At 70.7% G+C, this 19,360-nt stretch carries 17 protein-coding genes; 10 read left to right on the top strand and 7 right to left on the bottom strand.

Features of this window, described 5'->3' with window-relative positions; translation table 11 throughout:
* Together KRR26_RS11540 and KRR26_RS11535 are read right to left on the bottom strand one after the other, a co-directional pair.
* The coding region (locus KRR26_RS11540; RefSeq protein ID WP_217079812.1) for a biotin/lipoyl-containing protein at positions 1-308 on the bottom strand (308 nt) is incomplete at its 3' end.
* Positions 298-3,177, bottom strand: a complete 2,880-nt coding sequence (locus KRR26_RS11535) for a 2-oxoglutarate dehydrogenase E1 component (RefSeq protein WP_217079811.1) — start codon at positions 3,175-3,177, stop codon at positions 298-300. The genes KRR26_RS11540 and KRR26_RS11535, both read right to left, overlap by 11 nt.
* A 236-nt stretch (positions 3,178-3,413) precedes the next feature.
* Between KRR26_RS11535 and fabI the strand changes: the two genes are divergently transcribed.
* The 8 genes from fabI to KRR26_RS11495 all read left to right on the top strand — a co-directional run bounded on the left by fabI (position 3,414) and on the right by KRR26_RS11495 (position 12,354).
* A complete protein-coding gene (fabI, locus tag KRR26_RS11530; RefSeq protein ID WP_120203160.1) occupies positions 3,414-4,247 on the top strand; it encodes an enoyl-ACP reductase FabI in 834 nt (277 codons plus the stop codon).
* A gap of 158 nt (positions 4,248-4,405) precedes the next feature.
* A complete protein-coding gene (locus KRR26_RS11525; RefSeq protein ID WP_120203159.1) occupies positions 4,406-4,783 on the top strand; it encodes a response regulator in 378 nt (125 codons plus the stop codon).
* 3 nt (positions 4,784-4,786) lie between these two features.
* Positions 4,787-5,653, top strand: coding sequence for a response regulator (locus KRR26_RS11520; RefSeq protein ID WP_120203157.1), 867 nt, complete (start codon positions 4,787-4,789; stop codon positions 5,651-5,653).
* A complete protein-coding gene (locus KRR26_RS11515) occupies positions 5,650-6,870 on the top strand; it encodes a CheR family methyltransferase (RefSeq protein WP_217079810.1) in 1,221 nt (406 codons plus the stop codon). Before KRR26_RS11520 ends, KRR26_RS11515 begins: the two co-directional genes overlap by 4 nt.
* A complete protein-coding gene (locus tag KRR26_RS11510; RefSeq protein ID WP_120203154.1) occupies positions 6,867-7,412 on the top strand; it encodes a chemotaxis protein CheW in 546 nt (181 codons plus the stop codon). The genes KRR26_RS11515 and KRR26_RS11510 overlap by 4 nt, the downstream gene beginning before the upstream one ends.
* Positions 7,402-9,564, top strand: a complete 2,163-nt coding sequence (locus KRR26_RS11505; RefSeq protein ID WP_217079809.1) for a hybrid sensor histidine kinase/response regulator — start codon at positions 7,402-7,404, stop codon at positions 9,562-9,564. The genes KRR26_RS11510 and KRR26_RS11505 overlap by 11 nt, the downstream gene beginning before the upstream one ends.
* Positions 9,561-10,634: a chemotaxis protein CheB gene (locus KRR26_RS11500; protein ID WP_120203151.1), complete on the top strand. Its 1,074-nt coding sequence runs from the start codon at positions 9,561-9,563 to the stop codon at positions 10,632-10,634. The genes KRR26_RS11505 and KRR26_RS11500 overlap by 4 nt, the downstream gene beginning before the upstream one ends.
* Positions 10,635-10,707: 73 nt before the next feature.
* Positions 10,708-12,354, top strand: a complete 1,647-nt coding sequence (locus KRR26_RS11495; RefSeq protein ID WP_120203149.1) for a methyl-accepting chemotaxis protein — start codon at positions 10,708-10,710, stop codon at positions 12,352-12,354.
* A 91-nt stretch (positions 12,355-12,445) separates the two neighbouring features.
* Here the strand turns inward: KRR26_RS11495 and clpA are convergent, their stop codons facing one another.
* The 4 genes from clpA to KRR26_RS11475 all read right to left on the bottom strand — a co-directional run bounded on the left by clpA (position 12,446) and on the right by KRR26_RS11475 (position 16,769).
* On the bottom strand, positions 12,446-14,722 hold the full coding sequence (clpA, locus tag KRR26_RS11490) for an ATP-dependent Clp protease ATP-binding subunit ClpA (RefSeq protein WP_120203147.1): 2,277 nt from the start codon (positions 14,720-14,722) through the stop codon (positions 12,446-12,448).
* 3 nt (positions 14,723-14,725) lie between these two features.
* Positions 14,726-15,049: an ATP-dependent Clp protease adaptor ClpS gene (locus tag KRR26_RS11485; protein WP_120203146.1), complete on the bottom strand. Its 324-nt coding sequence runs from the start codon at positions 15,047-15,049 to the stop codon at positions 14,726-14,728.
* Positions 15,050-15,091: 42 nt separating this feature from the next.
* Positions 15,092-16,252 (bottom strand): GNAT family N-acetyltransferase, encoded by a 1,161-nt coding sequence (locus KRR26_RS11480; RefSeq protein WP_120203144.1) that lies wholly within the window; start codon positions 16,250-16,252, stop codon positions 15,092-15,094.
* Between the two features lie 76 nt (positions 16,253-16,328).
* Positions 16,329-16,769, bottom strand: a complete 441-nt coding sequence (locus KRR26_RS11475) for a hypothetical protein (protein ID WP_120203142.1) — start codon at positions 16,767-16,769, stop codon at positions 16,329-16,331.
* A 153-nt stretch (positions 16,770-16,922) separates the two neighbouring features.
* On the opposite strand from KRR26_RS11475, the gene KRR26_RS11470 reads away from it, so the two are divergent.
* Together KRR26_RS11470 and KRR26_RS11465 are read left to right on the top strand one after the other, a co-directional pair.
* The gene (locus tag KRR26_RS11470; protein ID WP_120203140.1) at positions 16,923-17,483 is read left to right on the top strand and encodes a NifU family protein; all 561 of its coding nucleotides are present in this window, start codon (positions 16,923-16,925) and stop codon (positions 17,481-17,483) included.
* A 113-nt stretch (positions 17,484-17,596) separates the two neighbouring features.
* On the top strand, positions 17,597-18,388 hold the full coding sequence (locus KRR26_RS11465; RefSeq protein ID WP_268905823.1) for a class I SAM-dependent methyltransferase: 792 nt from the start codon (positions 17,597-17,599) through the stop codon (positions 18,386-18,388).
* On the opposite strand, the gene KRR26_RS11460 is transcribed toward KRR26_RS11465, so the two are convergent.
* The gene (locus KRR26_RS11460) at positions 18,366-19,253 is read right to left on the bottom strand and encodes a ferredoxin reductase domain-containing protein (RefSeq protein ID WP_120203139.1); all 888 of its coding nucleotides are present in this window, start codon (positions 19,251-19,253) and stop codon (positions 18,366-18,368) included. The genes KRR26_RS11465 and KRR26_RS11460 overlap by 23 nt on opposite strands.
* Positions 19,254-19,360 lie beyond the last annotated feature (107 nt).

Here is a 19,360-nt window from a genome sequence, read left to right as displayed (position 1 = left end):
TCCGCGGCGGCCGGAGCGGGCGCGGCGGCCGGAGCCGGGGCGGCGGCGGGCTTCGCGGCGGCAGCGCCGGCGCCGGCCTCGATGAGGCCGAGCACGTCACCCACGCGCACCTTGTCGCCCTCCTTGAAGGCGATGCTGGCGATGGTGCCAGCGGCGGGCGCGGGCACGTCGATGGTGACCTTGTCCGTCTCCAGGACGACGAGCGGCTCGTCCGCGGCGACCGCGTCACCCATCTTCTTGTTCCACTTGCCGACGACGGCCTCGGTGATGGACTCGCCGAGGGGGGGCACTTTCAGTTCAACGGCCATTCTTGGTTCCTCGGAGGATGGCTTCCTCGATGATGAGCTGCTGCTCGTACTCGTGAGTCTTGGGGAAGCCCGTGGCGGGGCTGGCTGCCGCCGCGCGCCCGATATAGCCAATCTTCACCGGGGACTGCGTGCGCGGGGCCACCAGGTCAAGCAGGAGGGGAAGGGCGAAGTGCCACGCGCCCGCGTTCTGGGGCTCTTCCTGGACCCAGAAGAGCTCCGTGAGCTTCGGCATCTTCGCGACGAGCCCTGCCAGCTCGTCGACGGGGAAGGGATAGAGCTGCTCCACCCGGACGATGGCGATGCTCTCGTCCTTGCGCTCGTCCCGGGCCTTCACCAGGTCGTAATACACCTTGCCGCTGCAGAGCAGCAGGCGCGTCACCTTCGCCGGGTCGCCCTTGTCCGCGATGACCTCGCGGAAGGTGCCCGTGGCCAGCTCGTCCAGCTTGCTGGTGGCCTCCGGCCGCCGCAGCATGCTCTTGGGCGACATGATGACCAGCGGCTTGCGCAGCGGCCGGACCATCTGGCGGCGCAGGAGGTGGAAGATCTGCGCGGGGGTGGTGGGGTAGCAGACCTGGAGGTTGTCCTCGGCCGCCAGGTCCAGGAACCGCTCCAGGCGGGCGCTGGAGTGCTCCGGGCCCTGACCCTCATAGCTGTGGGGCAGGAGCAGCGTGAGGTTGCTCAGGCGCCGCCACTTGCTCTCGGCCGCGGCGATGAACTGGTCGATGATGATCTGCGCGCCGTTGGCAAAGTCACCGAACTGGGCCTCCCACAGGGTGAGGCCGTCCGGCACGTCCAGGCTGTAGCCGTACTCGAAGCCCAGCACGCCCATCTCGGACAGCGGGCTGTTGTAGACCTGGAAGGTCGCGCGGCCGGTGGGGAACTGCCGCAGGGGCACGTACTCCTCGCCCGTCTGCACGTCGTGCAGCACCGCGTGGCGGTGGCTGAAGGTGCCGCGCTCGCTGTCCTGGCCGGACAGGCGCACCGGGTAGCCCTCGGAGAGCAGCGTCGCGTAGGCGAGCGACTCGCCCTCGCTCCACTGCAGCTCCTCGGACTCCAGCATGCCCAGGCGCTTCTTGATGACGGTGCGCTCCACGTCGCGGTGGACGTGGAAGCCCTCGGGCAGGGTGCACAGCTTCTGGAGCGCGTCGCGCAGCGTGGCCTTGTCCACCGCGGTGGGCACGGCCGCAGCGTTCTTCAGCGAGCCGCCCTTGTAGGCCTTCCACAGGCCCTCGAGGGCGCTGGGCTCCTTGAACTGGCTCTCCTGGCGCGCGCGGGTGAGCGCCGCGTCGAACTCCTGGAGGCAGCGCTGCTTGAGCGCCTCGGACTCCTCCGCGGAGATGCGGCCCTTCTGCGCCAGCTCCTGCGCGTAGAGCGTGCGCACCGTGGGGTGCTTGCGGATGAGGTCGTACATCTGCGGCTGGGTGAACGAGGGGTCATCGCCCTCGTTGTGGCCGTAGCGCCGGTAGCAGATGAGGTCGATGACGACGTCGCTCTTGAACGTCTGGCGGTACTCCGCGGCCAGCCGCGCCACATGGACGCAGGCCTCCGGGTCATCGCCGTTGACGTGGAAGATGGGGATGTCGAGCATCTGCGCGATGGCGGTGGCGTAGATGCTGGAGCGCGAGTCGGACGGGTCGGTGGTGAAGCCGACCTGGTTGTTGATGACGACGTGGAGCGTGCCGCCCGTGGTGTAGCCCTTGAGGCCCGCCAGGTTGAGCGTCTCCGGGACGACGCCCTGCCCGATGAAGGCCGCGTCGCCGTGGATGAGCAGCGGCATCACGCCCACGCGCTCGGTGTCCCCGCCGCGGTCCTGCTTGGCGCGCACGCGGCCCTCGACGACGGGGTTCACGCATTCCAGGTGGCTGGGGTTGAACGCCAGCGACAGGTGCACGCGGTGACCGGTCCGGGTGGTGTGATCCGACGAGAAGCCCATGTGGTACTTCACGTCGCCGCGGCCCAGGTACGCCTTGGGGTCCTTGGGGCCGTCGAACTCGCTGAAGATCTGGTCCGGCTTCTTGCCCAGGATGTTCGTCAGCACGTTGAGGCGGCCGCGGTGGGCCATGCCGATGACGACCTCCTTGAGGCCCATGGCCGAGCCGACCTCATTGATGGCGTCCAGCATGGGGATGAGGGCCTCGCCGCCATCCAGGCTGAAGCGCTTGGCGCCCACGTACTTCGTGTGGAGGAAGTTCTCGAAGCCCTCCGCGTAGGAGAGCTTGGTGAGGATGTGGCGCTGGTCCTCCACCGAGAACGCGGTGCGGTTCTCGCTGTGCTCCATGCGCTGCATGAGCCAGCGGCGACGCTCGCTGTCGAGCATCTGCATGAACTCGACGCCGATGTGCCCGGTGTACGTGCCGCGCAGGCGCGTGAGCAGGGCGCTCAGCTGCACGCGGGGCTCGGCGAACACGCCGTTGCCCTCCACGCTCTGCGTCAGCTCGCGCGCGGAGAAGTGCTTCTCGTCCACCATGCCCATGTCCGCCACATGCTCCAGCGCGGGGCGCGGGCGCTCGAGCGGATCCAACGTGGCGCGCAGGTGGCCGCGCAGGCGGAACGCGGTGATGGCCTGATCCACCTTGGCCTGCAGGCCGAGGGTGTCCTGATCCACGGCGGGGGCGGCGGCGGGCGCGGGGGCCGGCGCCGCGGCCTTCCCCGGTGCGGCGGCCGCCTTGCCATTGGCCTTGGCAGGCGCGGCAGGCGGCGCCTCGATCAGCTTCGTGTTGAAGATGGGGCGACCGGCTCCGGAGTTGCGCTCGAACACTTCGCGCCAACTGGGATCCACGCTCGCGGGGTCCTCGAGGAAGCGCGCATAGAGCCCCTCGATGAAGTCGATGTTGCCACCGGAGAGAAAGGTGTCCTGGAAATTCGCCATGGCGGCCCGTCTTTTACTGGAAGGGCGCCCCGTTGGGGGGTTTTCGCCGCACGTTTGTTGAGCCCCTGGGGGGCGACCGGACGGCCTTTCCGGGGAGAAAGGAGGAATCATGCCCCACGTGAGCGGAACTTCACGTCCGGTCCCCATAAAAGGCGGGTGGGCTTTCATCCCTCCCGGCGGGAAGGAGTGCTAGACAGCCCCCTCCAATCCCTTTCCCCCTCCCGAGGCTCTCGCCGATGCTCCTCCAGGGCAAGAAGCTGCTCATCACCGGGGTGCTCACCCCTCAGTCCATCGCCTACGGCGTCGCGGAACACGCCATCGCGCAGGGCGCGGACGTCCTCCTCACCGGCTTTGGCCGGGCCAAGTCCCTCACCGAGCGGAGCGCGAAGCGCCTCAAGCCCGGCATGGAGGTGCTGGAGCTGGATGTCACCAATCCCGCGCACTTTCCCGCCCTCACCGAGGCCCTGCGCCAGCGGTGGGACCGGGTGGATGGCGTGCTGCACGCCATCGCCTATGCCCCCGAGGACGCCCTGGGCGGAAACTTCCTCAATACGCCCTGGGAGAGCGCGCAGACGGCGTTTCGCATCTCCGCGTTCTCGGTGAAGGAGCTGGCCATGGCGTGCCTGCCGCTGATGCCGCGCGGGGGCTCCATCGTGGCGCTGGACTTCGACAACCGCATGGCGTGGCCCATCTATGACTGGATGGGGGTGTGCAAGGCGGCGATGGAGGCCACGGTGCGCTACCTGGCGCGCGACCTGGGGCCCAAGGGCATCCGGGTGAACACGCTGGCGGCCGGTCCGCTGGCGACGGTGGCCGCCAAGGGCATCCCGGGCTTCAAGTCCCTGTCCCAGGGCTGGGGCCAGCAGGCGCCGCTGGGGTGGAGCGAGAAGGACAGCCACGACGCGGTGGCCCGCACGGTCTGTGCCCTCTTGTCGGACTGGATGCCCTCCACGACGGGCGAGATGGTCCACGTGGATGGCGGATACCACGCGGTGGGTGCGCCACCGGTGGACGCGCAGGCCGAGTCCGAGGCGACCGCCCCGGCCCCCGGCAAGCCGTCCGGGGGTTAGCGGCGCGGAAGCAAGGGGGAGTGCGTCACTCGGCTGTCCGGTCTCGCACCGGGTCTCGCCGGTGCCGCTTTCTCCCATGAGAGGGCTCACGGTAGGATTTGCGAAGAAACGCCGGCGGTCCCGCACTCCGCGGGGCCGGCGTGAGGAGCCGTGGCACAGTGAGCACCAACGTCTTGCTGGTCGACGACAGCCCGACCGTCCGCAACATCCTCAAGATCTACCTGATGAACTTGAAGGTAGGCATTGTCGAGGCCGACGACGCCGCGCGCGCCTTGCAGCTCGTGCGGCTTGTGCCCGTGAGCGTGGTGATCGCGGACATCAACATGCCGGGCATGGACGGCATCACCTTCGTGAAGGAGCTGCGCGCCAGCAGCATGCCGCAGGTGAGGGCGGTGCCCGTCATCCTGCTGACGGCCGAGAAGAGCGTGGACCTCCGGCAGAAGGGCACGGAGGCCGGGGCCAATGCGTTCATCCAGAAGCCGGTGTCTCACAATGAGCTGACGGAGACCGTCCGCCAGTTCCTGCCCCGGACCTGAGCCGTGAGCCTGCCGTCCCTGCTGCTCGTTGACGACAGCGACGCCATCCTGGCGCTGGAGCGGGCCATCCTCTCGGGCCACTACACCATCCACACCGCCAGCAACGGGCGCGAGGCGCTGGACAAGGTGGGCCGGCTGCAACCCGCGGCCATGCTGCTGGACCTGTCCATGCCGGAGATGGATGGCGATGAAGTGCTGCAACGGATGAAGGCGGATCCGGTGCTGGCGGGCATCCCGGTCATCATCATCTCCTCGGAGAAGTCGCGCGCGGAGGCGTGCATGGGGCTGGGCGCCGAGGCGTTCCTGGCCAAGCCCTTCCGCGCCGACGAACTGCTGCAGACGGTGGGGGACGCGCTCGCCAGCGCGCGGCGCCGCATGCGCACGGGCTCGCTGCTGGTGCTGCGGCTGACGGTGGGCGACCTGGAGTTCGCCGTGCCGCTGGACGCGGTGCGCGAGGTGCTCTTGCAGCCGCAGACGCGGCCGATGCCCACGGGGCCCGCGTACCTGCGTGACTACGTGGAGCTGCGCGGCGCGCCGGTGTGCGTGCTGGACGTGGCGCAGCGGCTGGGGACCGCGCACAAGGTTCCGCTCGTGGAGCGCATGCTGGTGGTCATCCAGGTGGATGGCGTGGCGCTGGCGCTCGCGGTGGACACCGTGCGCGATCCCGAGGAGTACGCGGCGGCGGACATCGACCGGCGCGAGACGGTGGGCGGCGCCGACCATGGCCTCTTGCGCGAGGGCCTCATCGGGATGCTGCGCGTGGGTGGCCGCAACCAGCCCATCCTGGACCCCAAGGTGTTCATCGCGCGCGGCCTCCTGCGCGAGCTGCCGACGCTCCTGGCGCCGGTGGAGGTGGAGCGGAGCGCATGAGCGGAGGGCTCGACCCCCGGCTCCTCGCCCGCGCGCGCGAGGTGGTGGCCGCCACGACCGGCTTCCGCGACGACGCCATCGCGGGCGAGGCCTTGGAGCGCGTGGTGCGCGCGGAGATGGCTCGCGGGCGCGCCGTGGGTGAGCTGCTGGGCGAGCTGCTCCGCCCGGACTCGCCGCTCGCCGCGCAGCTCGTCCGCGCGGTGCTGGTGGGCGAGACGTACTTCTTCCGCCAGCCGGAGCACTTCCGGTTCCTCGCGCACGAGGGCATCCCCGCGGCGCTGCGCCGGGGGGGGTTGATGCTGCGCGGCTGGAGCGCGGGGTGCGCCAGCGGCGAGGAGCCCTACTCGCTGGCGGCGTGCCTCCTGGCGTGCGCGCCCGCGGGCGTCGCCGTGGAGGTGCTGGGCACCGACATCCACGAGGCGAGCCTGGAGACCGCGCGCCGCGCGACCTACGGTTCTTGGTCTCGGCGCGAGTCCGCCCCGCAGCTCTTTCCCCTCTACATGGTCGAGGCGGATGGCCGGCACGTCACCATCCACCCGGCGGTCCGCCGCGTCACCCACTTCGCCCCGGCGAACCTCCTGGCCCCGCCGCTGGAGCGCTGGGGGCACTTCGACGTCATCCTCTGCCGCAACGTGCTGACCTACTTCTCGACGGCCGCGCGCGACGTGGCCATCGCGCACCTGGCGAGCGCGCTCGTGCCCGGGGGCCTGTTGATGCTGGGCACCGTGGAGGTGGACCGCGTGCCCGCGGGGCTGGTTCGCGAGGGTCCGCCCGAGCTACAGGCCTTCCGCCGCCCGCTGCCAGGGGAGCTGTCCCCGCCGCCTCCGGTGCGCGCCCCCGTGCCGCGTCCCGTTCCGCCTCGGCGCGTGTCCCCGCCGCCGCCTCCTCCGCCCGCGCTGGTGGCGCCTCCGCCCATGCCCTCGCGCATGCACCTGGATGCGCTGGAGCGAATCGAGGAGGGCGATGAGCCCGGGGCCGCCGCGGTGCTGGAGTCGCTCGTGAAGCAGGCTCCGGACTACCTGCCCGGGCTCTTGGAGCTGGCGCTCCTGCGCGAGCGCGGCGGTGCGCGTGACGCGGCCTTTCCGTTGATGCGGGCGCTCCGGGCGCGCGCCTGTCAGCTTCCGCCCGATGCGCTGGTGGAGGGCCCCGAGGCCCTGCCGGCGCGCTTCTACCAGGCGTCCGCTGACGCCTACCTCAACCTGGGGACGCTCGAATGAAGGTCACTCCGCGGATGGTGGAGGAGGCCCAGGAGGCCGAGGCCAGGGACCTGCTGGCGCGCCGCGCGGCCCGCCTGCGCGAGCGGGGCGAGAGCACCGTCGAGGAGGCGGTCCATTGGATCGCCGAGTTCCCGCTGGGCGAGGAGCGCTACGCGCTGCCGCTGGAGTCGCTCCGCGCCGCGCTGCCCCTTCGCATGGTGACGCCGGTGCCGCTGTCCGCGCCCGCGGTCATCGGGGTGCTGCGGTTCCAGGGGCAGGTGCTCTCCGCGCTGAGCCTCGCGTCGCTCCTGGGCGGCCACGGGTGGCGCCAGGACCCCGCGGTCCTGCTGGTGGTGGAGAAGGGCGACGGTGAGCTGTGCGCCCTCGACTGCGAGGCCATCCCGCGTCCCACCACGCTGCCCCTGGCGGCCGTGGAGGCCGCGCGCGCGCGGACGGAGGGCGCGGTGATGGAGATCTTCACCTCGGACCGTCAGCTCATCCATCTCATCGACCTGAAGCGCCTGTTCGCCGAGCGGGACACCGGGGGGCGCCATGGCCGTTGACGCGATGTTGCAGGGGTTGGTTGTCGGGTTCGCCGCCGAGGCGCAGGAGGTCATCCAGAAGGTCACCATGGACCTGCTGGAGATCGAGCGCGACGGCCTGGAGTCCGAGGCGCTCGCGAAAATCTACGTGCGGCTGGGGCGCCACCTGCACACGCTCAAGGGCAGCGCGGCCTCGCTGGGCCTGCAGGACCTGAGCGACATCGCCCACCGGCTGGAGGATGCGCTCGCGCCGGTGAAGGCCACCACGCAGAAGATGCCGCGCGGGCTGGTGGACACGCTGCTGCATGGGCTGGACCTGTTCATGCTGCGCGCGCAGGCGCACGCGGATGGCCGAGGCGAGCAGCTCCCCGACCCCGCCTCCGCGCTGGCCCAGCTCGTGGCGGATGCGCCAGCCCCGGAGCTGGCCGCCGCGACGAGAAGCCCCAGCGGCGGCGCGGAAGTGACGGCGCCTGCCGCGGCGAGCCCCGGCGCGGCCGAGGCGGCGGCGCTGGCCATGACCGAGGCGCTCAGCGAGACGGCCGAGGCGGGCTGGCGCGTGAGCGCGCGGCAGGTGACGGCGCTGATGCGCGAGGTGGAGCGCCTGCGCGAGGTCCGCCTGCGCGTGGAGGAGCGCAGCCGCGAGCTGGAGCGCGTCGCGACGCTGCTCGCCCGCCAAGGGCTTCTGGCGGAGACGGCCGAGGCGCGCACGCTGCTGTCGGGCACGGGCCGCTCGCTGCGCACGGATGGCGAGGAGACGAGCGACATCGTCGACGCGCTGGAGGAGGGCCTCAAGGCCATCACCACGCGCCCGGTGCGCACCATCCTCGAGCCGCTCCAGCGCATGGTGCGCGACCTGTCGCGGCAGCTGGGCAAGGAGGCGCGGCTGTCGGTGGTGGGCGCGGAGGTGTCGTTGGATCGGCGCCTCTTGGAGAAGCTCCAGGGCGCGCTCGTGCACCTGCTGCGCAACGCGGTGGACCACGGCTTGGAGCTGCCCGGCGAGCGCGAACTCGCGGGCAAGCACCACGAGGGCGCGCTCACCCTGCGCGTGGAGCAGCAGGGCAACCTCCTGTACCTGGAGGCGAGCGACGACGGGCGCGGCATCGACCTGGGCGCGGTGCGCCGGACCGCGGAGAAGCGCGGCGTGGCGAGCGCGGACGAGACCTCGCGGCTCAATGACAACCAGGTGCGCGACCTCATCTTCCGCCCGGGCTTCAGCACGCGCGCGGATGTGACGGACACGTCCGGGCGCGGCGTGGGCCTGGACGCGGTGCGCGCGGCGGTGGAGTCGCTCCAGGGGCGCATCGAGGTGGCGAGCACACCGGGGCAGGGCACGCGCTTCGTGCTGACGTTGCCGGTGGACCTGGGCAGCTCGCCGGTATTGGTGGTGCGCGCGCTGGAGCAGCTGGTGGGGCTGCCGATGCTGGCGGTGGAGGCCACGCAGCTGGCGCGCCTGGAGGCGCTCCGGGTGGGCAAGCGCCGCGCGCACCTGGAGTACCAGGGGCAGCTGTTGCCGGTGGTGAACCTGGGCGCGCGCTTGGGCCTGTGCGCCCCCGCGCCTCCGGCCGAGGGACAGCCGCTGCTCATCGTGCAGAGCGGTGGGCGCCGGGTGGCGCTCGCGGTGGACGCGGTGGTGGGGGACCGGGACCTGGTCATCCGCCCGCTGCCCGCCGAGGTGCGCGAGGTGCCCTCGTGGCAGGGCGCGGCCACCCTCAGCCGAGGCGAGCTCTTGCTCATCCTCCGCCCGGATTGGGTGGTCGGAGACTCCGAGAAGACGACGGTGGGCGCGGCGAGCCGCCGGGCGCTGGTGGTGGATGACTCGCTCACCGCGCGGGCGCTCCACCGGGCCATGCTGGAGGCCGGTGGCTTCACGGTGCACCTGGCCGCGAGTGGTGCTCGCGCCCTGGAGCGGTTGCAGGCGGATACCTACGACGTGGTCATCTGCGACCTGGACATGGAAGAGATGGACGGCACGCAGCTCATCGCTCACTTGAGGGACCGGAAGGAGACGCGCGCGCTGCCCGTCATCCTGGTGTCCGCGCACGACAGCGCGTCCGCGCGCGAGCGAGGACTCCAGGCAGGTGCCGACGGCTTCCTCAGCAAGCGCGAGTGCGCGGCGGGACGGCTCTTGGCCGAGGTGCTCGACGTCATGAGCCGCAAGGGGAGCCGCGTTTGAACGCGAAGCGTCCCATTCGGGTGTTGGTGGTGGACGACTCGCCCACCATGGCGAACACCGTCACCGCGCTCCTGACCGAGGAGCCGCGCATCGAGGTCGTGGGCCGGGCCGCGGACGGCAACCGCGCCGTGCAGCTCGCGCGGCTGCTCCGCCCGGACGTCATCACCATGGACCTGTTGCTGCCGGGGCTGGATGGCCCGGCGGCCATCGCGGCCATCATGTCGCAGTCGCCCGCGCGCATCCTGGTGGTGAGCGCGGTGGCCGAGCAGCGCGGCGTGGACCTGGGCTTCCAGGCGATGAGCGCGGGCGCGCTGGAGCTCATCGGCAAGCCCAACGTCACCAACGTGGACGAGCTGCGCAAGTGGGGCAAGGACCTCGCCCACTCGGTGTGCCTCATGGCGGAGGTGCCCGTCATCTCGCGGCGCCCGCGCCCTGCCTCGGCGCCGCCGCCTCCCGCGGGGGCTCGGGTGGATGCCTTCGGGTTGGTGGCCTCCACGGGCGGACCTCCCGCGCTGGCGGATGTGCTGTCCAAGCTGCCGGCGGACCTGCCCGTGCCGGTGCTCATCGCGCAGCACATCACCGTGGGCTTCACGCAGGGCATGGTGCGGTGGCTGTCCCAGGTGTCCGCGATGGTGGTGGGCATGGCGCGCGATGGCGAGCGGCTGGAGCCCGGCCGCATCTACTTCCCGCTGGACGGTCACGACCTGCTGGTGGACAGCGGCGGCTTCGCGCGGCTCCAGCGGAACAAGGGCGGCCCGTGTCCCTCGGGAGACGTGCTGTTGGCCTCGATGGCGGCTGCGTATGGGCGGCGCTGTGGCGGCGGCGTGCTCACCGGCATGGGCGATGACGGCGCGCGCGGGCTCGTCGCCATCCGCGAGGCGGGCGGCGTCACCTTCGCGCAGGACGAGGCCACCAGCGTGGTGTACGGGATGCCGCGCGCCGCGGTGGAGATGAAGGCCACCGACCGCTCCGTGCCGTTGTCCGCGGTGCCGAACCTCATCCTCCAGAGCTGCATGCGCCCGCCCTACCGGGGGGCGCAGGGCCCGGATGGGGGAGGCTCCACCCCATGACGCTCGCTCGACTGTTTCCGCACCCGGTGTCCCGGCCGCGTGCTCCCGATGACGTCCGTCTCTCGGTGCTCCCGTGAATCTTTCGAATCCGCTCGTCACGCCCTTCCGTCAGTCGCTGGGGCTGGCGCCCAAGCTGGTGCTCGTCACGGCCGCGGTCAGCGCGACGGTGGCGGTGCTGCTGACGTTCATTGCCACGCGCCAACTGGGAGATGACCTGGCGGAGCGCCACGCGAGCGAAGGGCAGACGGTGGCACTGAGTCTCGCCATCGCGGCTGAGCAGGGCGTGTCCGCGGGCATGGGCTCGCTTCAGCCGCTGCTGGAGGCGTTCCGCTCGCGCGAGGACCTGGCCTACATCTTCATCGAGGACCCCACGGGCTACGTGACGGTGCACTCGCTGGGCGGCGACAGCTTCCCGGAGGCGCTGCGGCTCGCCACGGGCGCGAAGGTGCCCGGCGGCGTGGAGAAGGGCGGTACTCGCGTGCTGCCCTCGGTGGAGGTGGACGCGGGGGGGCGCCGCCTGCGCGCGCTGGACGTGGCCGCGCCCGTGGCGCAGGGCCGACTGGGAACCGTCCACGTGGGCATGGCCCGCGAGTACGTGGACGCGCAGGTGGTGTCGCTGCGCCAGCGCATGCTGCTGTTCGCGCTGCTGCTGGTGGCAGCGGGCGTGGTGGCCTCCGCGCTGTTGGGCCGGAGCATCGTGCGGCCCCTGAGCGAGTTGACCTCGGTGGCGGGCCACATCGTCGCGTCCGGTGACCTCACGCGCCCCATCCAGGTTCAGAGTGGAGACGAGGTGGGGCGGCTCGCCACGTCGTTCTCGCAGATGGTGCAGAAGCTGCGCGAGGTGACGCTGAACCTCCAGACGGCGGCCTCGGCGCTCACCCAGTCCACCGAGCACCTCAACACCTCCTCCACCGAGCAGGCGCAGACCATCTCCCGGCAGGCCGCGGCGCTCCAGGAGACGCAGGTGACGGCGCAGGAAATCAAGCAGACGTCCATGCTGGCCGCGCAGAAGGCCGAGGGCGTGCTGAGCGTGGCGGAGCGCGCGGACAACCTGGCGCGGGCGGGTGAGGCGTCCATCGAGCAGACGATGGTGGGCCTCAATGACATCCGCGCGCAGGTGAACGCCATCGCGGAGAAGATTCTCCGCCTGGGCGAGCGCACGCAGCAGATTGGCGGCATCACCCAGACGGTGAAGGACCTGGCGGACCAGTCCAACATGCTCGCGCTCAACGCGGCCATCGAGGCGGTGCGCTCGGGCGAGCACGGCAAGGGCTTTGGCGTGGTGGCGCGAGAGATTCGCGCGCTCGCGGACCAGTCCATCCAGGCCACGACTCAGGTGCGCGAGCTGCTGGATGACATCGCCAACTCGGTGACCGCCGCCGTGCGCGACACCGAGCGCGGCGCCGAGCGAATGGAGGCGAGCCTCACGCAGGTGCGCAACAGCGGGCAGAACCTGCGCGAGCTGTCCTCCATCGTCCAGGACAACGCCGCCGCCGTGCGGCAGATCGCCGCCGCGGTGAATCAGCAGAACGTGGGCATCAACCAAATCACCCTGGCGGTGAACGACTTGTCCAAGATGATGGACGAGACGGTGGCCCGCATCGGCTCCACGGGCGAGGCCGCCACCACGCTGCAAATCATCTCCGAGCAGCTCACCAGCGCGGTGAAGAGCTACCGCGTCGAGGCCGAGTCGAAGCCCGCGGAGTCGAAGCCGGCGTAGCGCTCGGGCCCCGCGGCACGGCTGGAAACACGAAGGCCCCGGGCTCCACGGTGGGAGCACGGGGCCTTGTCGCGTCGGGAGATGCGAAGGACTACGCCGTGGCGAGCGGCTGGAGCTTCAGCGCGTCGTTCTCGACGTCGAAGCGGGCCACGCCGCCGTCCTTCAGCGGCCCGAAGAGGAGCGCCTCGGCGAGCGGCTTCTTCAGCGAGTTGTCCACCAGGCGCGCCATGGGGCGGGCCCCGAAGGCCGGGTCGTAGCCGCGCTCGGCCAGCCACGCGCGGGCCGCTGGCGTCAGCTCCAGCTTCACCTTCTTCTCGTCCAGCACCTTCTGGAGCAGGCCCACTTCCTTGTCCACGACCTTGAGGATGACCTCGGGTGGCAGGCCGGAGAAGAGGATCCACCCGTCCAGCCGGTTGCGGAACTCGGGCGTGAAGGTGTTCTCGATGGCCTTCTTCGCGCGGTGGGCGTCCGCGACGGGCTTCTGGTCACCGAAGCCCAGGGACTTGGTGCTCATCTCCCGCGCGCCCGCGTTGGTGGTGAGGATGAGGACGATGTTGCGGAAGTCGGCCTTGCGGCCGTTGTTGTCCGTCAACGTCGCGTGGTCCATCACCTGGAGCAGGATGTTGAAGAGGTCCGGGTGGGCCTTCTCGATTTCATCCAGCACCACCACGGCGTAGGGGTGCTTGCGCACGGCGTCCGTGAGGAGGCCGCCCTGGTCGAAGCCCACGTAGCCCGGAGGCGCGCCGATGAGCCGGCTCACCGTGTGCTTCTCCGAGTACTCGCTCATGTCGTAGCGCAGGAACTCCACGCCCAACGTCTGCGCGAGCTGCTTGGCCAGCTCCGTCTTGCCCACGCCCGTGGGGCCCGAGAAGAGGAAGCTGCCGATGGGCTTCTCCGGCGCGCGCAGCCCGGAGCGCGACAGCTTGATGGCGCTCACCAGGTCATGGATGGCGGCGTCCTGTCCGAAGATGACGGACTGCAGCTCCCTCTCCAGGTTCTGAAGCTGCACGCCCTCGCTGGCGGACACGCTCTTGGCGGGGATGCGCGCCATCTTGGAGACGATGCTCTCCACGTCCGCGGCGGTGACCTTGCCGGTGCGCACGCCCTCGGGCTTGAGCCGCTCGGCCGAGCCCGCCTCGTCGATGACGTCGATGGCCTTGTCCGGCAGGAAGCGGTCGTTGATGTGCTTGGCCGACAGCTCTGCCGCCGCGCGGATGGCCTCCGCGGCGTACGTGACGTGGTGGTGCTCCTCGTAGCGGCTCTTGAGTCCCTCCAGCACGAGGATGGTGTCCTCGATGGAGGGCTCGTTGACTTCCACCTTCTGGAACCGCCGCGACAGGGCGCGGTCTCTCTCGAAGGAGGACTTGTATTCCTGGTACGTGGTGGAGCCGATGCACCGCAGCCGGCCGCTCGCCAGCGCGGGCTTGAGCAGGTTGGAGGCATCCATGGAGCCGCCGCTCGTGGCGCCCGCCCCGACGATGGTGTGGATCTCGTCGATGAAGAGGATGGCGTCTGGCTGCTCCTGGAGCTGCTTGAGCACGCCCTTGAGGCGCTCCTCGAACTGGCCGCGGAACTTGGTGCCCGCGAGCAGCGCGCCCATGTCCAGCGAGTACACCACGGCGTCCTTCAGCGCCGCGGGCACCTTGCCCTCGACGATGTGCAGCGCGAGCCCCTCGGCGATGGCCGTCTTGCCCACGCCCGCCTCGCCCACGTAGAGCGGGTTGTTCTTGCGGCGGCGGCAGAGCACCTGGATGGTGCGCTCCAGCTCCTTCTCGCGACCGATGAGCGGATCAATCCGGCCCGCCTTCGCCTCGTCGTTGAGCTGGACGGTGTACGACTCGAGCGGGCTCTTGCGCGGCGCCTCGCCCTCGTCTTCTTCCCCGGCGTGGGCCGGACGTCCCTCGGTCTCCTCGGCGGACTCGCCGTCCTTGGAGATGCCGTGGGAGATGAAGTTGAGCAGGTCCAGGCGGCTGACGCCCTCCTGCTGGAGCAGGTAGAGGGCCTGGCTCTCCTCCTCGCGGAACAGCGCCACCAGCACGTCGCCGCCGTCGATGACCTTCTGCTCGGCGGAGTAGGCGTGCACGGCGGCGCGCTGGAGCACGCGCTCCACGCCGATGGTCTGTTGGGGTTCGGCTTCCACGCCCTCGGGCAGCCGCTCGACGGTCTCCTCGAGGAACTCGACGAGCCGGTCCTGCAGCCGCTTCACGTTGGCGCCGCAGCCCTTGAGTATCTCGCGCGTGCGCGCATCCTTGGTGAGCGCCAGCAGCAGGTGCTCGAGGGTCAGGTACTCGTGGCGCATCTTCCGCGCCTCATCCAGGGCGGTGCGGAAGCTGGCCTGCAATTCTTTGGCGATGGACGGTCCTGCCACGGTTCAACCTTCCTCGGGTTCCATGGACAGCCGCAGGGGGAACCCGTTCTCCCGCGCCGCGGCCTCCACTGTCTTGACCTTCGTCTCGGCGACTTCGAATGTATAAACGCCCGCCACTCCGATGCCGTTGTAATGAATGTGCAGCATGATCTGCACGGCATCCGACTCCGACTTGTGGAAGACCTCCTTCAGGACGGCCACCACGAACTCGCGCGTCGTGTAGTTGTCGTTGTGCAGGAGCACCTTGTAGAGCGTGGGCTTCTTGAGCTTCTGCTTCGGAACGGTCTCCGTGACGACGTGCGTGTCGCTCTCGTGCTTCTGCGCCATGGGTGTGCGGACTCCCTTACCGGAATGCGAGCGCGAGCCTGCTCAGGCCCGCTCCTTGAAACCTGTCTCGGCCCACCACTGAGGCAGGCCCCCCTGGACGGCTGCTCGCTCGTGGGCCAGCAGGCCGCGCACCGCCCGGTCCAGGCCGGGGTGGAGGAGCAGGTGCGCACTGTATGTGAGCTGCGGCTCGAAGCCGCGCGTCAGCTTGTGCTCACCGCCGGCCCCGGGCTCGAAGCGCTCCAGTCCCCGGGCGATGGCGTCCTCCACCGGATGGTACAGACAGACGTTGAAGTGCAGGAACGGGTGCTCCTCGAAGCACCCCCAGTAGCGCCCGAAGAGGGCGCGGGGGCCAATGAGGTTGAACGCGCCGGCCACCCGGTTTCCATCCCGCCGCGCCTCCACGAACTCGCAGCGGTGCCGCAAGTCCCGCAGCAGTCGGGCGAAGAAGTCCGGGGTGAGGTAGCGCACGCCCCACGGATAACGGTCCACCGTGGAGACATACAGCCGCCAGACGGTGTCCACGTCCAGGGTGTCCAGCGCGTCGCCGCGCAGGGTGCGCAGCGTGATGCCTTGCGCCGCTGGGGCGCGCACCTCGCGCCGCACCTGGTTGCGCCGCTTGGAGTGGAAGCGAGCGAGGAAGTCGTCGAACGAACGATAGTCCCGGTTGCGCCACTGGTACTGCACGCCAATGCGCAGGGCATAGCCCTGGGCCTCCAGCGTGGGCGCCTCCTCGGGCGTGTGGAAGAGGACATGCACGCCGCTGAAGCGCTCGGCGCGGGCGTACTCCAGCGCCGCGCCGTACAGCTCGGCCTCGCGGCTGGCGCGGTCCTCGCCCGGGGCCACGAGCACGCGGCGACCCGTGGCGGGCGTGAAGGGCACGGCCAGCACCAGCTTGGGGTAGTAGTCGAGCCCCGCGCGCTCGGCGGCGGTGGCCCAGGGGCCGTCGAAGACGAACTCGCCCTGGCTGTCGTCCTTGAGATAGGCGGGCGCGGCGGCGACGAGCCGCGAGCCCCGCCACACGGTGAGGTGGCGCGGGTGCCAGCCGCGCTCGGGCGCCGCGCTGCCGCTCTGCTCCAGCGCCGCGAGGAAGGCCCACTCCAGGAACGGCGCCGCCGCGTCATCCACGAGCGCATCCCACGCCGCCCGAGGGACCTCGGTGATGGCCTTGAGGATGCGCAGGGTGGTGGGCAGCGGGGTCGACATCGGCGGGCAGGGAGATGGGTCTGGGAGGGGCCAGCCTATAACGACGGCCGGGTGCTCCCGCCATGTCCGGCCCGCCCTACTTGCCGCGCGTCAACTCCTTGGCGAGGAAGCGCCCGGCCTCCGCGAGCCCCTCGTCCGCGCGCTGGCGCCCCGCGTCGGTCTCCATGACCCGGCGCGCGGCCTCGCTGGCGGTGCCGGCCTCCAGGTCCGCCACCACGAGGAAGGCGCTCCACGCGGGCGACAGGGTCGCGACGCGTCCGGGGCGCATCGGCCGGTCGCCCAGCGTGGCGGCGACCTTCTCCAGGAGGCCGTCGTCGTTGAGGCGCTTCGCGGTGCCGCGCATGGCGGACCAGGCGGAGTCCAGCAGCGCGGGCAGCAGGCGCCCGGCGAGCGCGGAGGACAGCCGCTGTGCCGCCTCCTCGTCGTCGATGTGGTGCGCGGTGGCGAAGGTGGGGGCGAGCTTCGCCACCACCACGGCGCGGGTGGCGAGGTGGGCGAGACGCGGAGGGTAGGGCATCCCGCCGATGTAGCAGTGGCGCGGCGCGTCCACCAGGGCACGGGTGGACAGGGCGACGCCGGGCGGAAGGAGCAGGAGTCCGTTTGCCTGTCGGCCACTCGGGTTGCTATGGGGCCGCGAGCGTCTTAGAGGAATGGAACCAGGAGACTTTTCATGTCGGTGAACATCCAGCTCGAGTGGACCCCCAATCCCAGCACGCTCAAGTACGTCGTGGACCGGCGCCTGCTGGGCTCTGGCGCGGTGAACATCACCAGCAAGGACGACGCGCAGGCCAAGTCGCCGCTGGCGCGCAAGCTGATGGACATCCGCGGCGTCATGGCGGTGATGGTCGGGACGAACTTCGTCACCGTCACCAAGGGCGACGAGGGGGAGTGGGACGAGTTGAACGACTCGGTGATGGCGACGCTGGACTCCCACCTGGAGGCCAACGAGCCGGTGGTGGACGAGGCGGCGGTCGCGGCGGCGCGGCAGCAGTCGACGGGGGATGGCTCGGTGGTGTCGCGCATCCAGGACATCCTCGACAGTGAGATCCGCCCCGCGGTGGCGCAGGACGGCGGCGACATCACCCTGGACCGCTTCGAGGACGGCGTCGTGTACCTGCACATGAAGGGCTCGTGCGCGGGCTGCCCGTCGTCCACGGCGACGCTGAAGATGGGCATCGAGTCGCGCCTGCGGGAGATCATCCCCGAGGTCAACGAAGTGGTGTCCGTCTGAGACGCAACGTCAAGGCCCCCCAGGTCCGGCGGGAGCTGTTGCCGGACCAGTCCCCCGAGCTCTTGCGTGAGCTGCACCTGCTCACGCGCGAGGGGAACCTCAACGCGGATGCGCTGCGCAAGCTCAAGCAGGTCAACCACCTGATGGGCTTGCTGCGTCCCGCGATGGAGGACGTGCAGGCGCGCCACCCGAGCCCGCTGGTGGTGGACGCGGGCAGCGGCAACGCCTACCTCGGCTTCGTGCTGTACGAGCTGTTCCTCAAGGGCGCAACCGACGGCGCGCTGTTGTCCATCGAGGGGCGGCCCGAGCTGACGGAGCGGGCGAAGGAGCGCGCGGCGCGGCTCGGCTTCAGTCGCATGCGCTTCCAGACGGCGCACCTGGACGCGGCCGAGTATCCGGAGCGCATCCACGTGATGCTGGCGTTGCACGCGTGCGACACGGCGACGGATGACGCGCTGGTGGCGGCCATTCGCCACGGCGCGGACCACGTGGCCGTGGTGCCGTGCTGCCAGGCCGAGGTGGCCGCGCAGCTCAAGTCACAGCGCCCGCAGGGGCCGGGCACCATGTCCCTGCTGTACCAGCACCCGTGGCACCGTCGCGAGTTCGGCTCGCACATCACCAACGTCATCCGCGCGTTGACGCTGGAGGCGTTCGGCTACCAGGTGACGGTGACGGAGCTGACGGGCTGGGAGCACTCGCTGAAGAACGAGCTCATCCTCGGGCGGCGCGTGCACCGGGACAATCGCCGGGCCCGCGTGCAACTGGAGGCGCTCCTGGCCGAGGTGGGCGTGCAGCCCAAGCTGACGCGTCTCTTGGGCGTGACGCCCAAGGCCCGCGCGGGCGTCGAGGACGCTGTGTCCGAGCCCGAGCCCGAGGACGCACCTACCCGTACGTCTCCCGTTTGATTCGCTTGTCCGGGATGCCGAGCGCATGGAGGTGGCCCAGCACCGCCTCGATGAAGCGCGGCGTCGCGGGCGTGCGCGTCTCCAGCGCCTTGCGGCGGTCCCACGGGGTGATGGCGGGGCCGCACGCGTAGACGAGGCACGTCTCGAAGTCCGGCAGCAGCTCCTCGAGCAGCGCCTGTCCCACGCGCCCCTTGCGCACCGTGGGGCCAAAGTGTGACGCGTCCGTTTCACGCGTGAGCGTGTGCACCACGCGCAGGCGCTCCGGGTGGGCGCGCTCCAGCGCGGCCAGCTCGTCGCGATAGAGGATGTCGCCCCACGTCTTGTTGGAGAACAGGAACGTGTGCCGCAGCGGCAGCTCGCGATGCAGTGCGTCCTTCAGGATGGAGAAGTTGGGGACGGCGCCCGAGCCCGCCACCAGATGGACGAGATGATCCGTCCGCTGCGTCACGTCCTCCGGCAGGACGTAGGGTCCCAGGAACCCCGTCACCTTCATGCGCGTGCCCACGAGGTGGCCGTGCACCAGGTAGGGCGACAAGAGGGGCGGGTACTGGGTGAGGCCCGGGATGAACTCCTCGTCCTTCACCGTGATGGCCAGTCGCGGCTCATGCGGCGCCGACGCGAGCGAGTACGAGCGGATGGGCTCTCGCCGGCCCTTGTGCTCCTGGAGGTAGGCGCACAGCCGGGCGAGGGCCGGGAACTGGTGCGGGTCGATGTTGAGGAATTGTCCGGCCTTGTAATCCCGGGGCGCACCTTCGAGGTCGAGGAAGAGCGTCACGGTGTCGTGCGTGTCACGGCGCACCTCGGTGACGGTGGCCTCGTATTCCACGGGCTTCTTCGCGCGGGCGGGGGCGGCTTCGACACTCATGGTCCCCCCATAACCCAACCGGGGGTGCCATGCCGACGCCGTTGCGTTCGAGCTTGTGGCCGGTGGACAGGCGGGGCTCCGGTGCGGGCTGACAGTGGCGTGACAGC

It is taken from the genome of Citreicoccus inhibens (assembly GCF_019039035.1).
GTDB lineage: Bacteria > Myxococcota > Myxococcia > Myxococcales > Myxococcaceae > Citreicoccus > Citreicoccus inhibens.
Note: the sequence above shows the minus strand (reverse complement) of the source record. Positions and strands in the feature narration are given on the sequence as shown.

What these genes read in the sequence shown, in the direction of transcription:
- KRR26_RS11475 (WP_120203142.1), bottom strand. Translation starts at nt 16,769, where the DNA reads ATGCCCTACCCTCCGCGTCTCGCCCACCTCGCCACCCGCGCCGTGGTG.
- KRR26_RS11470 (WP_120203140.1), top strand. Translation starts at nt 16,923, where the DNA reads ATGTCGGTGAACATCCAGCTCGAGTGGACCCCCAATCCCAGCACGCTC.
- fabI (WP_120203160.1), top strand. Translation starts at nt 3,414, where the DNA reads ATGCTCCTCCAGGGCAAGAAGCTGCTCATCACCGGGGTGCTCACCCCT.
- KRR26_RS11515 (WP_217079810.1), top strand. Translation starts at nt 5,650, where the DNA reads ATGAGCGGAGGGCTCGACCCCCGGCTCCTCGCCCGCGCGCGCGAGGTG.
- KRR26_RS11480 (WP_120203144.1), bottom strand. Translation starts at nt 16,252, where the DNA reads ATGTCGACCCCGCTGCCCACCACCCTGCGCATCCTCAAGGCCATCACC.
- KRR26_RS11460 (WP_120203139.1), bottom strand. Translation starts at nt 19,253, where the DNA reads ATGAGTGTCGAAGCCGCCCCCGCCCGCGCGAAGAAGCCCGTGGAATAC.
- KRR26_RS11485 (WP_120203146.1), bottom strand. Translation starts at nt 15,049, where the DNA reads ATGGCGCAGAAGCACGAGAGCGACACGCACGTCGTCACGGAGACCGTT.
- KRR26_RS11510 (WP_120203154.1), top strand. Translation starts at nt 6,867, where the DNA reads ATGAAGGTCACTCCGCGGATGGTGGAGGAGGCCCAGGAGGCCGAGGCC.
- KRR26_RS11505 (WP_217079809.1), top strand. Translation starts at nt 7,402, where the DNA reads ATGGCCGTTGACGCGATGTTGCAGGGGTTGGTTGTCGGGTTCGCCGCC.
- KRR26_RS11535 (WP_217079811.1), bottom strand. Translation starts at nt 3,177, where the DNA reads ATGGCGAATTTCCAGGACACCTTTCTCTCCGGTGGCAACATCGACTTC.